General features: G+C 69.8%; 9 protein-coding genes. 6 read left to right on the forward strand and 3 right to left on the reverse strand.

Going from position 1 to position 14,276, the window contains the following annotated elements; translation table 11 throughout:
• Nucleotides 1–454 (forward strand): transketolase C-terminal domain-containing protein (locus NMD1_RS08010; protein ID WP_304413630.1); only part of this gene is annotated, 454 nt, incomplete at its 5' end.
• 202 nt (nucleotides 455–656) lie between these two features.
• On the opposite strand, the gene thrS is transcribed toward NMD1_RS08010, so the two are convergent.
• The gene (thrS, locus tag NMD1_RS08015; protein WP_125954345.1) at nucleotides 657–2,648 is read right to left on the reverse strand and encodes a threonine--tRNA ligase; all 1,992 of its coding nucleotides are present in this window, start codon (nucleotides 2,646–2,648) and stop codon (nucleotides 657–659) included.
• A gap of 220 nt (nucleotides 2,649–2,868) precedes the next feature.
• A complete protein-coding gene (locus tag NMD1_RS08020; RefSeq protein WP_125954346.1) occupies nucleotides 2,869–4,191 on the reverse strand; it encodes a glycosyltransferase family 39 protein in 1,323 nt (440 codons plus the stop codon).
• Between the two features lie 66 nt (nucleotides 4,192–4,257).
• Between NMD1_RS08020 and NMD1_RS08025 the strand changes: the two genes are divergently transcribed.
• The 5 genes from NMD1_RS08025 to NMD1_RS08045 all read left to right on the forward strand — a co-directional run bounded on the left by NMD1_RS08025 (nucleotide 4,258) and on the right by NMD1_RS08045 (nucleotide 13,193).
• On the forward strand, nucleotides 4,258–5,022 hold the full coding sequence (locus tag NMD1_RS08025; RefSeq protein ID WP_125954366.1) for a carboxylesterase: 765 nt from the start codon (nucleotides 4,258–4,260) through the stop codon (nucleotides 5,020–5,022).
• 10 nt (nucleotides 5,023–5,032) lie between these two features.
• Nucleotides 5,033–5,998 (forward strand): hypothetical protein, encoded by a 966-nt coding sequence (locus NMD1_RS08030; RefSeq protein ID WP_125954347.1) that lies wholly within the window; start codon nucleotides 5,033–5,035, stop codon nucleotides 5,996–5,998.
• Nucleotides 5,995–6,990: an LLM class flavin-dependent oxidoreductase gene (locus tag NMD1_RS08035; protein WP_125954348.1), complete on the forward strand. Its 996-nt coding sequence runs from the start codon at nucleotides 5,995–5,997 to the stop codon at nucleotides 6,988–6,990. Before NMD1_RS08030 ends, NMD1_RS08035 begins: the two co-directional genes overlap by 4 nt.
• 125 nt (nucleotides 6,991–7,115) lie before the next feature.
• Nucleotides 7,116–11,825: an NAD-glutamate dehydrogenase domain-containing protein gene (locus NMD1_RS08040; RefSeq protein WP_125954349.1), complete on the forward strand. Its 4,710-nt coding sequence runs from the start codon at nucleotides 7,116–7,118 to the stop codon at nucleotides 11,823–11,825.
• 141 nt (nucleotides 11,826–11,966) lie between these two features.
• Nucleotides 11,967–13,193: an NAD(P)/FAD-dependent oxidoreductase gene (locus NMD1_RS08045; RefSeq protein ID WP_125954350.1), complete on the forward strand. Its 1,227-nt coding sequence runs from the start codon at nucleotides 11,967–11,969 to the stop codon at nucleotides 13,191–13,193.
• On the opposite strand, the gene queG is transcribed toward NMD1_RS08045, so the two are convergent.
• Nucleotides 13,177–14,244 carry a tRNA epoxyqueuosine(34) reductase QueG gene (gene queG / locus NMD1_RS08050; RefSeq protein ID WP_125954351.1) on the reverse strand — a complete coding sequence of 356 codons (1,068 nt, stop codon included), beginning with the start codon at nucleotides 14,242–14,244 and terminating at the stop codon, nucleotides 13,177–13,179. The two genes, NMD1_RS08045 and queG, sit on opposite strands and share 17 nt — an antisense overlap.
• Nucleotides 14,245–14,276 lie beyond the last annotated feature (32 nt).

Here is a 14,276-nt window from a genome sequence, read left to right on the forward strand (position 1 = left end):
GGGCGGCGAGCGCCCGCACGGCAAGGTCGCCCTGCTCTCGCTGGGCACGCGGCTGGCCGAGGCGCTGAAGGCGGCCGACCAGCTCGAAGCCAAGGGCCTCGCCACCACGGTTGCCGACCTGCGCTTTGCCAAGCCGCTCGACGAGGACCTGATCCGGCGGCTGATGGCGAGCCACGAAGTGGTGGTGACGATCGAGGAAGGCGCGATCGGCGGGTTCGGCGCGCACGTGCTGACCATGGCCAGCGACCAGGGCCTGACCGATGGCAATGGCGAATACCGGGGCCTCAAGATCCGCACCATGCGCCTGCCCGACGTGTTCCAGGACCAGGACAACCCCGACAAACAGTACGACGAAGCCGGCCTCAACGCCCCCCAGATCGTCGATACCGTCCTCAACGCCCTCCGGCACAACTCCACAGGCGTCGAGCACGATACGCTCGAGGCGAGAGCCTGAGGCGGATTACCTAACGGGCGCTTGCAGCCTTTGCCGACAATAGGCGTCGCCCACCCCCAACCCCTCCCGCCAGCGGGAGGGGAGCGAGACTTGCGCTGCCGGAGGCGGCGTTAGTCGCAGCGGGGCGGGCTTTTTCACGCTTCGCGTTTGCAAGAGGATATAATCGCCAACCAAGGGGTCGGAGATCAATGGCCCCCTAATCCTACCGCAAATCGGGCGGCGTTGCCTCGCCCTTCAGCAGCGCGATCGCCTCGGCCAGCGGCATCACCTTCTGCTGCTGTTCGCCCAGCGTGCGGATGGCGACGGTGCCTTCCTCCGCCTCGCGCTTGCCCACGACGAGCAGGTACGGGACCTTCTGCAGCGAGTGTTCGCGCACCTTGTAGTTGATCTTCTCGTTGCGCAGGTCGGTTTCGGCGCGAATGCCGGCGGCCTGCAACTGGGCCAGCGCATCGCGGGCATAGTCGTCGGCTTCCGACACGATCGTGGCGACCACCGCCTGCACCGGGGCAAGCCACGCCGGCAGGCGGCCGGCGAAGTGTTCGATCAGGATGCCGATGAAGCGTTCGTAGGAGCCGAAGATCGCACGGTGCAGCATGACCGGGCGGTGCTTCTCGCCGTCCTCGGCGATGTAGCTCGCGTCCAGCCGTTCGGGCAGCACGCGGTCCGACTGGATCGTGCCGACCTGCCAGGTGCGGCCGATCGCGTCGGTCAGGTGCCATTCCAGCTTGGGCGCGTAGAACGCGCCTTCGCCGGGCAGTTCCTCCCAGCCGTATTCCGCGGTGGCAAGGCCCGCGCGCACCACCGCGTCGCGCAGCTCGCTTTCGGCCTTGTCCCACATCTCCTCGGTGCCGAAGCGCTTTTCCGGGCGCAGCGCCAGCTTGATCGAATAGGTGAAGCCGAAGTCCTTGTAGATGCGGTCGGCCAGCGCGCAGAACGCACGGACTTCGTCGACGATCTGGTCTTCGCGGCAGAAGATGTGGGCATCGTCCTGTGTGAACTGGCGCACGCGCATCAGCCCGTGCAGCGCGCCGTGCGGTTCGTTGCGGTGGCAGCAGCCGTTCTCGTAGAGCCGCAGCGGCAGATCGCGGTACGACTTGATGCCCTGACGGAAGATCAGCACGTGCGCCGGGCAGTTCATCGGCTTGAGCGCCATCCAGTCGGCCTCGCCCGAGATCACCGGGCCATCGTCCTCGGTGTTGGGCACCTCGTCGGGGATCACGAACATGTTTTCGCGATACTTGCCCCAGTGGCCGGACTGCTCCCACTGGCGCGCGTCCATCACCTGCGGGGTCTTGACCTCGCGATAGCCGGCGGCGTCGATCGCGCGGCGCATGTAGGCCTCGAGCTCGCGCCACACGCGGAAGCCCTTGGGGTGCCAGAACACGCTGCCGTGCGCTTCCTGCTGGAGATGGAACAGGTCCATTTCCCCGCCCAGTTTGCGGTGATCGCGCTTGGCCGCCTCTTCCAGCCGGAGCAGGTGGGCATCGAGCTGCTTCTTGTTCAGCCAGCCGGTGCCGTAGATGCGGCTCAGCATCGCGTTCTTCTGGTCGCCGCGCCAGTAGGCGCCGGACACGCGCGTCAGCTTGAACGCCTGAGGATCGAGCTTGCCGGTGGAGGCGAGGTGCGGGCCGCGGCACATGTCGAGCCAGTCGTCGCCCGACCAGTAGACCGTCAGCGGCTCGTCGCCGGGCAGTTCGGCGGCCCATTCGGCCTTGAACGTCTCGCCCTGCTGCTTCCACCGGCTGATCAGCTGCTCGCGGCTCCAGACCTCCCGGCGCAGCGGCTTGTCGGCGGCGATCAGCGCGCGCATCTTCGCCTCGATCGCGGGCAGGTCTTCGTCGGTGAAGGGGCGGTCTTTTGGCGCGAAGTCGTAGTAGAACCCGTCGTCGGTCGCCGGGCCGAAGGTGATCTGCGTGCCCGGAAACAGCGCCTGTACCGCTTCCGCCAGCAGGTGCGCGTAATCGTGCCGGACGAGTTCGAGCGCGTCCGCCTCGTCCCTCGCGGTAACGAGCGCGAGCTGCGCGTCGGCTTCGAGCGGGCGCGTGATGTCGCGCAGCTCGCCATCGACGCGCGCGGCGAGGGCCGCCTTGGCCAGGCCCGGCCCGATCGCGGCGGCGATGTCCGCCGGGGTGGTGCCCGGCGCCACTTCGCGCACGGAACCGTCGGGCAGGGTGATCTTCAGAAGCTCGGACATGGGCTCTCTCTGGCTGTCAGCGTCTGGCGCTTTGGCACAAGGCCGCGCGCGCCGGAAGGGGCGGCGTCAGGAACTTTAGGCCGGTCCGGGAGGAGACGCCATCCGCCCGAACCGGGCGGCGGCATCGCTGCGGCGTCAGGCGCGCAGGCGAAACCGCCCCCGGTTGCCCGGGGTGGTGGTAGTCGTGGTGATGGCGCGAAGCGTCGTCATGCGCGGCTTCTTAGCGGGCCGCGGGCGCAAAGTCATGCGCGGAATTGGCGACGGGCGCGTTCGCGCGGCGCTCAAGCCATTGGGCTAGCAACCACCCGGCGGTGACGCAGACGAACGGCATCACCGGATAGTGGAAGCGCGACTGGCCGGAGAACACCATCGCGATCGCGCTGGGATAGAGCGCGATGCCATAGGGCAGCACCCACCAGTCGATCGGGCGTAGCCCGGCGCGCGCGCGCCGGCGCAGCTCGATCACGGCTGCGGCGGCGAACAGGCCGAGCAGGGCGAAATACCACAGCTGGTTGATGGCCCTGAGCGCAAGGAAGGCCAGCGGCGCGCGCGCCCAGGCCTTCGATCCGGTCTCGTAGGCCCACAGCCCTTCGCCGTCCGGCCCCCACAGCTTCGCCAGCTTGCGCGGCATCAGCGTGACGAAGGCGGCGGGATGGGCCTTGATCCATGCCACGCCCAGCCGCTTGGCTTCGGCGTCATAGATGGTTTCGGTGAGGTCGGTGCGCGCGTCGAGCGCCTTGACCACCGGGTCTTCGGGCGTGAACCCGCCGCGCGCGGTATCGTTGTTGCCGGTCAGCAGGGTGATGCCGCCGTTGGTGGAGATCGCCACCCATTCGCCCAGCACGCGGTGGTTGCGCACCGTCCACGGCGCGACCACGGCGGCGGCCAGCGCGATTACCAGCGCGGCCTGCGCCACGGCGGCGGGCAGGCGCTTCCAGAAGCCCGGCGCGCGTCCCAGCGCGATGGCGAAGACCAGCGGCACGACGACCAGCGTCTGCGCCTTGACCAGCGTCGCCACGCCGAACACCAGCCCCGCCGCGATCAGCGCCATCGGCGTCCGCGCGATCAGCAGGCGGCAACCCGCGAGCAGCAGCATGGTGTAGAACACCTCGGTCAGCGCCAGCGGCACGTAGAACGCGCTGTTGGGATAGAGCGCCAGCAGGAGCAGCGCGGCGCGGCCCGCCAGTTCGGAACCCGAAAGGCGACGGCCAAGGTCGAGCGTGAGCCACGCGGTAACGCCGGCGCAGGCGAGGTTGAACAGGCCGACCGTCCAGATCGAGGTGCCGAACGCGCGGAACGCCAGCGCCAGCGTCAGCGGCCAGCCCACCGGCCAGTAGGCGGTCGGTTCGCCATGATCGCCGAGGTAGCCAAGCCCGTGCGCCAGCATGTCGGCGCGCGAATAGTACCAGGCCGCGTCCGATGTCGGCTCCACCGCCAGCAGGATCAGCAGCGCGCGCGGCACCAGGAACAGCGCGAGGAGCAGCGCCAGCGCCGCGCGGCTTTCCGCGAAGCGCCGCAGCGCGATGGTCCGGGATTGGGTCATGATCCGGCGCTAGCAGGGCCGGGTTAAGATGGCGTTGTGTGGCCTTTCCGGCTAACCCTGCCGGCGATGATCGAGGATATCGCTCCGCTCGCCAGGGTCGATGGCCCGGAAGGCCGCCGCATCGCCTGTCGCTTCCTGCCCGGTGCCGAGCCGGCGCTGGTGTTCCTGCCGGGCTATATGTCGGACATGGCCGGCGGCAAGGCGCAGGCGGTGCTGGCCTGGGCGCGCGGGGCGGGGCGGGCCTGCCTGCTGCTCGACTATTCGGGCTGTGGCGAAAGCGAGGGCGATTTCGCCGACGGCACGCTGTCGCGCTGGCGGGACGAGGTGGTCGCGCTGGTCCGCGCGCACGCGATCGGCCGCGCGGTGGTGATCGGGTCCAGCATGGGCGGCTGGCTGATGCTGCTGGTGGCCCAGGCGCTGCCGGGCACGGTCGAGGCGCTGGTCGGCATCGCCGCCGCGCCGGACTTCACCGATTGGGGATACGATGCCGCGCAGAAGGCGGAACTGGCGGCGGGGCGGCCGGTGTTCGAGGACAATCCCTATGGCCCCGACCCCACGCCGACTCATCCGGCGTTCTGGGCCGATGGGCAGGCGCGGCGGATGCTGGACGGCACCATCGCCTTCGACGGCGCGGTGCGCCTGCTGCACGGCCAGCGCGATCCCGACGTACCGTGGGAGCTTTCGCTGAAGCTGGCAGCAGCCTTGCGTTCAGCCGACGTGCAGGTGCATCTGATCAAGGACGGCGACCACCGCCTGTCGCGCCCCGCAGACATCGCGATCCTGCTGGATACGCTGTCGGCACTGGGGGCGGGCGTGGCGGAAGCCCCCTGAAGGAAGCCTGATGCTGGTCCTGCCGATCCTGATGCTCACCCCGCAGATTGTTCCCGCTTCTGCCGGGTTTCATATGCCGGTCACCGCGCTGATGCAGATCGGCCCCAACCCCTCGCCCCAGGAAGGCGCCGCCTTGCCCATTCCCCGCCGCCACCGTCCCGCCGATTCCGCGCCTTCGCCCGCGCCCGCCAGCCCGCCGCAACCGCGCGCGCCGGACCGGCTGTCGGTCTGCCTCGCCAAGGCGCTGCACGATCCGGCGATGGGGCTGGCCGAAGCGCGCGGCTGGCTGGCGGAAGGGCAGAACCCGGAACAGCGCGTGCGCGCCAACCAGTGCCTTGGCATCATCCTGACCCAGCATGGGCAGTTCGATCCCGCCGAGCAGGCCTTCGCCGATGCCATCGCCGGCGTGCCCATGCTGCAGGAAGTGGCCGCGGTGCCGCTGATGGCGATGGCGGGCAACGCCGCGCTGGCGGGCGGCCATCCCGATCGCGCGCTGGTCTGGCTGGACAAGGCGGTGGCGGTGCGCGGCTATGCCGACAACGCCGCGCTGGGCGATATCCAGACCGACCGCGCGCGGGCGCTGGTGGCGCTCGATCGCCCGGCCGAAGCGGCGACCGCGCTGGACGAGGCACACCGGCTGGCCCCCGATCTGGCCGAAGGCTGGCTGCTGTCCGCCACGCTCGCCCGCCGCAACAAGGACATGCCGCGCGCGCAACGCGATATCGAAGTGGCCGCGCACCTCGACGCGACCGACCCGGCCATTGGCCTGGAGGCGGGCGTGATCGCGGTTCTCGACGGCCGCGACGAGGCCGCACGCAAGAGCTGGGAATCGGTGGTGCGCACCGCGCCCGACAGCGACGAGGCGAAGACGGCCAAAGGCTATCTTGAACAACTGGGACCAGCGCCCACATCAGGGGGCACCCCTTCCGCCAGCCCTGCGTCCGGGGCGACGCAGCCGGAGAAGAAACCGTCATGAAACTGTCCGTCCTCGATCTCGTGCCCGTGGTCGAGGGCGGAACGGTAGGCCAGGCGCTCGCCGAGGCGGCCCTGCTGGCGCAAGTGGCCGAGCGCTGCGGCTATCAGCGCTACTGGGTGGCCGAACACCATGGTATGGAAGGGATCGCCGGCGCGGCCGTGGCGGTCACGCTTGCCCATGTGGGCCACCATACCTCCACGATCCGGCTGGGCGCGGGCGGGATCATGCTGCCCAACCACAACCCGCTGGTGATCGCCGAACAGTTCGGCACGCTGGATGCGCTCTATCCGGGGCGGATCGACTTGGGCCTGGGGCGCGCGCCGGGCGCGGACCAGCGCATCGTGCGCGCCTTGCGCAAGGAAGTGAATCGCGCGGCGGAGGACTTCCCGCAGGACGTCGTGGAATTGCAGGCCCAGTTCGCCGGCGACCGTCAGGTGCCGTTGCAGGCAACGCCCGGCGCGGGGGCAAAGCCGCAATTGTGGATCCTGGGCTCCAGCCTGTTCGGCGCGCAACTGGCGGCCGCGCTGGGGCTGCCCTATGCCTTCGCCTCACACTTCGCGCCCGATCATCTCGATGCGGCCTTGTCGCTCTATCGCGATCGTTTCCAGCCTTCGGATGCACTTGCCAAGCCGTATGTCATGGCCGCGATCAACGCGATCGCCGCCGATACCGACGAGGAGGCCGCGCTGCTCGCATCCTCCATGGACCAGTCGTTCGTGCGGCTGCGCAGCGGCAATCCGGGCAAGCTGCCGCCGCCCGTGCCCGGCTACCGCGACACGCTGCCCGCCCCCGCGCGCGCCATGCTGGAGCACATGCGGCAGGTCAGCGCGATCGGCAGCGTCGCCACCGTGCGCGAGCGGCTGGCCGCGTTCCAGCAGCGGACGCGGGCGGACGAACTGATCGTGTCCGGCTCCACCTTCGATCCGGCCTTGCGCCGCCGCTCGCTCGAACTGACCATGCAGGCGGCCGAAAGTTTGGCAGAACCGGCCTGACCGGTATCAATCGAAACCATCGGCTTGCCCTGCGGCGTCGGCCGGAGTAGCATTGGTATTATTCGTTCAAGAAGCGGATATAAAATTATAATGCGGCATAATTATTTTACGCCGCCACTCGCGGGATGACAGCAATGGCCACCAAGTCCGCACCTGACGTTTCCTCTTCTTCCGCTGCTACCGGCGGCCCGCTCGAAAGCGCGCTGGCCGCCCGTTTCATGGCCTCGTTGCTGCCGGGCGAGATCGGCGATTTCGATGGTGCGCGGCTGGCGGAAGCCGTCCGCTTCACGCTGGCCACGGCCAGCCGGCGCCCCGGCGCCGAACCGGCGGTGACGATCGAAAGCGTGGGTGGTACGTCGGGCGAACGGCATCTGCGCATTGCCGTGATCAACGACGACATGCCGTTCCTGGTCGATTCGATCAGCGCGACGATCACCGCGCAAGGGCTGACGATCGACCGGCTGGTCCATCCCGTGGTCGCGGTGCGCCGCGATCCCGAGGGAACGCTGCTGGCGCTGCCCGAAGGCGAGGCCGTGGGCGAACGGCGCGAATCGGTGATCTACCTCGAAACCGAACGCGCCGACGCGCGCCAGCGCCGCGAACTGGCCGAAGCGCTGAAGGCGACGCTGGCCGATGTCCACGCCGCCGTGGCCGACTGGCCGCTGATGCAGGCGGCGATGCAGCGCGATGCGCGCGGGCTGCCCGATCAGGAAGGCGCGGCGCTACTGCGCTGGCTGGCGGACGGGATGCTCACCCAGCTCGGCCATGTCGTGCGCCATCGCGATGGCACGCAGACCGCGCCGCTCGGCATCTGCCGCGCCAGCGCCGCCAAGCTGCTCGCCGATTCCTCCTATGACCGCGCCTTCGCGTGGTTCGATCGCGCGGGCCGCAAGGACGAGGACGCGGTGCGCGCGCCGCTGGTGGTCAAGGCCAACCGCATCGCCAACGTTCACCGCCGCGTGCCGCTGGACTTGTTCATCGTGCCGGAGGTCGAGGACGGCAAGGTTGTCGCGCTGTCGGTCCATGCGGGTGTCTGGACCAGCGCCGCGCTGGCGACGCCGCCCGATCGGGTGCCCCGGATGCGCAGCCAGCTGGCCGCGCTGACCGGGAAATTCGGCTTCGATCCCGGCGGCCATGCCGGCAAATCGCTGGTCCATGCGCTGACGGCGCTGCCGCACGACCTGCTCATCAGCTTTTCCGACACCGACATCGAGCGCATCGCCACCGCGATGATGAGCCTGGTCGATCGGCCGCGTCCGCGCCTGGCGCTGGTTCGCGCGCCGCTGGCCCGCCACCTCTATGCCTTCGTGTGGCTGCCGCGCGATGCGCAGTCGACCGCGATGCGGATGCAGGTGCAGGATCTGCTGGAAGCGGCCGCCGGCGCGCAAGTGCTGGACTGGAGCCTGCAGGTCGAAGGCAGCACGCTCGCCCTGATCCGCTTCGTGCTCGACATCCGCGATGGCGATGCCGATCCCGACGAGGCCGCGCTCGATGCCGCGGTGCAGGCGCTGGTGCGCGGGTGGGAAGGCGCGGTCGAGGCCGAGCTGGCCAAGGGCGAGGAGCCATCGCGCGCCGCGGCCATCGCCGCCCGGTTCGCCGATGCCTTTCCCGTCGGTTATCGCGGCGCCTATGGCGCGGGCGAGGCGGCGCGCGACATCCGCGTGCTGCGCACGCTGGGTGGCGAGAACGCGCCGCGCCGCGCCGCGCGCCTCTATCGCCAGCCGGGCGAAAGCGGGGTGCGGCTCAAGCTCTACCAGCGCGAGGGCGCGATCATCCTGTCGGATGCGGTGCCGGTGCTGGAGAACTTCGGCTTCCGCGTGCTGGAGGAAGTGCCGACGCCGCTCGACAAGGGCCGGCTGGGCTACATCCACGATTTCCTGGTCGCGCACCCGGCGGACGTGACGCCCGAGGCGTTGCTGGAGCGCGCCGAGGCCATCGAGACGTCGCTGGCGGGCGTGCTCAACGGCGCGGCCGAGGACGATGCGTTCAACCGGCTGATCGTCGCCACCGGGCTGTCCGCGCGCGAGGCGAACTGGCTGCGCGCCTGGTTCCGCTATCTGCGGCAGGGCGGCATGACCTTCGGCATTGCCACCGTGGTCGATGCGCTGAAGAACGCGCCCGACGTGACGCACGGGCTGATCGCGGCGTTCGTCGCGCGGCACGATCCCGCCTTTGCCGGTGATCGCGCGGCGGCGACGGACGCGGCGGCCGAGCGCATCCGCACCGGCCTTGCCGGCGTGGCCGCGATCAACGACGATCGCCTGCTGCGCCAGTTCCGCGCGCTGGTCGATGCCATGCTGCGGACCAATGCCTTCGCCCCGGCGGCGGCCGAGGCGCTGGCGTTCAAGCTGGATTCGGCGCTGGTGCCGGGCTTGCCCCGGCCCGTGCCATGGCGCGAGATATTCGTGTACAGCCCGCGCGTGGAAGGCATTCACTTGCGCGCCGGGCCGGTGGCGCGCGGCGGCCTGCGCTGGTCCGATCGGCGCGACGATTTCCGCATCGAAATCCTCGGGCTGATGAAGGCGCAGCGCGTGAAGAACGCGGTGATCGTGCCCACCGGGGCCAAGGGCGGGTTCTATCCCAAGCAATTGCCCGATCCCGCGCGCGATCGCGATGGCTGGCTGGCCGAAGGCAAGGCCAGCTACCAGGTGTTCATCCGCACCCTGCTTTCGCTCACCGACAACATCGTCGGCGGCAAGGTGGTCCATCCCAAGGGCGTGGTGATCCTCGACGGCGAAGACCCCTATTTCGTGGTCGCGGCGGACAAGGGCACGGCCACGTTCTCCGACGTCGCCAACGCCATCGCCGAATCGAAGGACTTCTGGCTCGACGACGCTTTCGCCAGCGGTGGGTCCAAGGGTTATGACCACAAGGCGATGGGCATCACCGCGCGCGGCGCGTGGCTTTCGGTGCAGCGCCATTTCCTGGAAATGGGCGTGGACGTGCAGGCCGATCCGGTCCGCGTGGTGGGTTGCGGCGACATGTCGGGCGACGTGTTCGGCAACGGCATGCTGCTGTCGAAGGCGCTCAAGCTGGTGGCGGCGTTCGACCATCGCCACGTGTTCCTCGATCCCGATCCCGATGCGGCGGCAAGCTGGGCCGAGCGATCGCGTCTGTTCGCGCTGCCCCGGTCGAGCTGGGCGGACTATGACTCCGCGTTGATCTCCGAAGGCGGGGGCGTGTTCCCGCGCACGATGAAGGCGATCCCGCTTTCGCCCCAGGTGCGCGCGGTGCTGGGCGTGGAGGCCGAGGAACTCGATCCCGAGGCGCTGATCGCCGCGATCCTCAAGGCGCCGGCCGATCTGCTGTGGTTCGGCGGCATCGGCACTTATGTGAAGGCCGCGACCGAGAACAACGCCGATGTGGGCGATCACGCCAACGATGCGTTGCGCGTGAACGGCGCGGACTTGCGCGTGAAGGTGGTGGGCGAAGGCGCCAACCTGGGCACCACGCAGGCCGGGCGCATCGAGTTCGCGCTTCAGGGTGGCCGCATCAATACCGACTTCATCGACAATTCGGCCGGCGTCGATTGTTCGGACAACGAGGTCAACATCAAGATCGCGCTGGCTTCGGCCAAGCGCGCCGCGCGGCTGACCGAGGAGGAGCGCGTTGCGTTGCTCTCCTCGATGACCGACGAGGTCGCGCATCTGGTGCTGGAGGACAACCGCCTGCAGGCGCTGGCTCTGTCGATCGCGCAGCGCGCAGGCGCGTCGGCCGTGCCTTCGTTCGCGCGGCTGATGGACGTGCTGGAGGAGGCCGGCGACCTGGATCGCAAGACCGAAGGGCTGGCCAGTGCCGAGGACTTCGCGCGGCGCGCCACCAGCGGGCAGGGGCTGACCCGGCCCGAGCTCGCCGTGCTGCTGTCCAGCACCAAGCTGGTGCTGCAGCGCGCGCTGGAGGACAGCACGGTGGTGGATGATCCGGCGCTGGAAGACCAGCTTCTTGCCGCGTTCCCCACGCCGATGCGCGAGCGCTTCCGCGAGGACATCACCGGCCACCGCCTGCGGCGCGAGATCATCGCCACCAAGCTGGCCAACCGGCTGGTCAACCGGCTGGGTCCGGTCAATCCGTTCGAACTGGTCGAGGAGGAAGGCGTCACGCTGGCGCAGGTGGCCGCGGCTTTCGCCGCCGCCGAACGCCTGCTCGACCTGCCTGCCACCTGGGCGCTGCTGGACAGCGCGCCGATGGCGGAAGACGTGCGCCTGATGCTGTTCGAACGCGTGGCGCGGGCACTACGCGGCCATGTCGCGGACCTGCTGCGCGCGGGCAAGGGCGAGGAACGGCCCGGCGTGCTGGTGGCGCGGCTGGCGGGCGGGGTCGAAGCGCTGACGCGCGATATTGCCGATCTGCTCCACGCCGAGGCGCGCGCGCAATCGCAGCGCATCGCGGCGGAACTGGCCGAAGCGGGGGCGCCTGCCGACGCGGCGGAGCGCGTGCGCCATCTGACCGACATGGACGGCGGGATCGGGCTTGCCGAACTGGCGGCGGACAGCGGGATCGACGCGGCCGCGCTGACCCGCGCCTTCACCGACCTGGGCGAGCGGCTGGGGCTGGACTGGGCGCAGCAGGCGGCCAGCCGTCTCAACCCTTCCGATCCGTGGGAGCGCCTGCTTGCCGCCGGACTGGCCCGCGATTTCCAGCAGATGCGCCTCGATTTCCTGGCGCGCGCGGGCACGGCCGGTCCGGGGGCGGCCGTTGCGGAATGGGCCGGGCGCAATGCCGCGCCGGTTGCCAGTTTCCGGGCGCTCGTCGCCCGTGCGCAGGCCGCTCCGCTGGTCGGCGCGGCCATGCTGGCGCAGATCGCGGGGCAGGCGCGGGGGCTGCTCGCGCGGTAGGCGTTCGGAGGACCACGGCGGCGGGCCACGGCGGCGGGCCACTGCGACGGAAGACTGCGCAAATGGGGCCAAGTTTGCGCCGGAGTGGTTGACGCGGCCGGTCTTTTCCCCAAATCCCGCCGGGCAATCGGGAGGATTCGGATGGATCAGGCAGACGTCGTCATTGTTGGTGCGGGTCATGGCGGGGCGCAGGCCGCGATCGCGCTGCGCCAGAACGGGTTCGAAGGCACGATTCTGATGATCGGGCGCGAGCCCGAGCCGCCCTACGAGCGTCCGCCGCTGTCCAAGGAATACCTTGCCCGCGAAAAGACCTTCGAGCGTCTCTATATCCGGCCGGCGCAGTTCTGGGACGACAAGGCCGTCACGCTGATGCTGGGCCACGAAGTGACGGCGGTCGATCCCGCCGCGAAAGTCCTGAAGCTCGCCTCTGGCGATGCGGTCGGCTACGGCACGCTGATCTGGGCCGCCGGCGGCGATCCGCGCCGCCTGTCGTGCAGCGGCGCCGATCTGGCGGGCGTCCACGCGGTCCGCACGCGCGAGGACGTGGACCGGCTGATGGGCGAGCTCGATGCCGGTGCGCGCCGCGCGGTGGTGATCGGCGGCGGCTATATCGGGCTGGAAGCGGCGGCGGTGCTGACCAAGCTCGATTGCCATGTCACGCTGCTGGAAGCGCTGCCGCGCGTGCTGGCGCGCGTGGCGGGCGAGGCGCTTTCGGAATTCTACCAGAACGAGCACCGCGCGCACGGCGTGGATCTGCGCACGGGCGTGGCTGTCGATTGCCTGGAAGGCGACGGGACCAAGGTGACCGGCGTGAAGCTGGCCGATGGCACCGTGCTGCCGGCGGGCCTCGTCATCGTCGGCATCGGCATCATCCCCTCGGTCGGTCCGCTGCTGGCGGCGGGCGCGGCCGGCGGCAACGGCGTGGACGTCGACGAATTCTGCCGCACCTCGCTGCCCGATGTCTATGCGATCGGCGATTGCGCGGCCCACGCCAACGGTTTCGCGGAAGGCGCGGTGATCCGCCTCGAATCCGTGCAGAACGCCAACGACATGGCGACGACGGCGGTGAAGTCGATTCTCGGCGACCCGCAGCCTTACAAGGCGACGCCGTGGTTCTGGTCGAATCAGTACGACCTGCGGCTCCAGACCGTGGGCCTTTCCGCCGGTCACGATGCTACCGTGCTGCGCGGCGATCCTGCCACGCGCAGCTTCTCGGTGATCTACCTCAAGCAGGGCCGCATCGTCGCGCTCGATTGCGTGAACATGGTCAAGGACTACGTGCAGGGCCGCAAGCTGGTGGAAGCCCGCGCCGAAATCGCGCCCGACCGGCTGGCTGACGCCGGCACGCCGCTCAAGGAACTGGCATAACCGATACGAGGCGGTCGAGCGCCCAGCTCGCCGCCTCGGCCACCACCGGGTCGGGATCGTTGACCAGCGCGGCCACCGGGCCGAACAGGGCCACGTCGCCGCTGTTGCCCGCCGCGATCAGGCAATTGCGCACGAAACGGTCGCGCCCGATCCGCTTGATCGGCGATCCCGCGAACAGGCGGCGGAATCCCGCATCGTCCAGCGTCAGCAGATCGGCCAGGCGCGGCGCGGCCAGTTCGGCGCGCGGCAGGAACGCGCGGTTGGCGGAGGCGGCCTGCGCGAAGCTGTTCCACGGGCAGGCGGCCAGGCAATCGTCGCAGCCGTAGATGCGGTTGCCGATGCCTGCGCGCAGGTCGTGCGGGATCGGCCCTTTGTGCTCGATCGTCAGGTAGGACACGCAGCGCCGCGCATCGAGCCGGTAGGGCACGGGGAAGGCCTGCGTCGGGCAGGCGTCCTGGCAGGCGCGGCACGATCCGCAGCGGTCGGCGTGGGGCGCATCGGCCGGCAGATCGAGCGTGGTGTAGATCGCGCCCAGAAACAGCCACGAACCATGGCGACGGCTGACGAGGTTGGTGTGCTTGCCCTGCCAGCCGATACCGGCGGCCTCGCCCAGCGGCTTTTCCATGACCGGCGCGGTATCGACGAAGACTTTCACTTCCGCGCCGGGGGCTTCGGCCACCAGCCAGCGCGCCAGTCCTTTCAGCGCCTTCTTCACCGTATCGTGGTAATCGCCACCCTGCGCATAGACCGAAATGCGCGCGCGCTCCGGGTGGTCCGCCAGCGCCAGCGGATCGGCCGCCGGGGCATAGCTCATCCCCAGCGCGATCACGCTGCGCGCCGCCGGCCACAGCGATTGAGGGCCGCGCCGGTGATCGAGGCGGGTTTCCATCCACTCCATCGTGCCGTGGCAGCCATCGGCCAGCCATTGCTCCAGGCGGCGCGCGCGCAAGGGGTCGTCGGTGGCCGGGGCGATGCCCGTGGCCGCGAAGCCGATCCGGGCGGCTTCGGCGCGCAGCCGTTGCACCAGCAGGATTGCATCGGTGTTAACCATGCTTGCTGTCCCGCTCGTTCATCGCTTAGCGT

The sequence above is a fragment of the Novosphingobium sp. MD-1 genome (genome assembly GCF_001014975.1).
Classification (GTDB): domain Bacteria; phylum Pseudomonadota; class Alphaproteobacteria; order Sphingomonadales; family Sphingomonadaceae; genus Novosphingobium.

Bases quoted from the DNA above. Each gene is read 5' to 3' on its own strand.
- thrS (WP_125954345.1), bottom strand. From the start codon at position 2,648: ATGTCCGAGCTTCTGAAGATCACCCTGCCCGACGGTTCCGTGCGCGAA.
- NMD1_RS08020 (WP_125954346.1), bottom strand. From the start codon at position 4,191: ATGACCCAATCCCGGACCATCGCGCTGCGGCGCTTCGCGGAAAGCCGC.
- NMD1_RS08025 (WP_125954366.1), top strand. From the start codon at position 4,258: ATGATCGAGGATATCGCTCCGCTCGCCAGGGTCGATGGCCCGGAAGGC.
- NMD1_RS08030 (WP_125954347.1), top strand. From the start codon at position 5,033: ATGCTGGTCCTGCCGATCCTGATGCTCACCCCGCAGATTGTTCCCGCT.
- NMD1_RS08035 (WP_125954348.1), top strand. From the start codon at position 5,995: ATGAAACTGTCCGTCCTCGATCTCGTGCCCGTGGTCGAGGGCGGAACG.
- NMD1_RS08040 (WP_125954349.1), top strand. From the start codon at position 7,116: ATGACAGCAATGGCCACCAAGTCCGCACCTGACGTTTCCTCTTCTTCC.
- NMD1_RS08045 (WP_125954350.1), top strand. From the start codon at position 11,967: ATGGATCAGGCAGACGTCGTCATTGTTGGTGCGGGTCATGGCGGGGCG.
- queG (WP_125954351.1), bottom strand. From the start codon at position 14,244: ATGGTTAACACCGATGCAATCCTGCTGGTGCAACGGCTGCGCGCCGAA.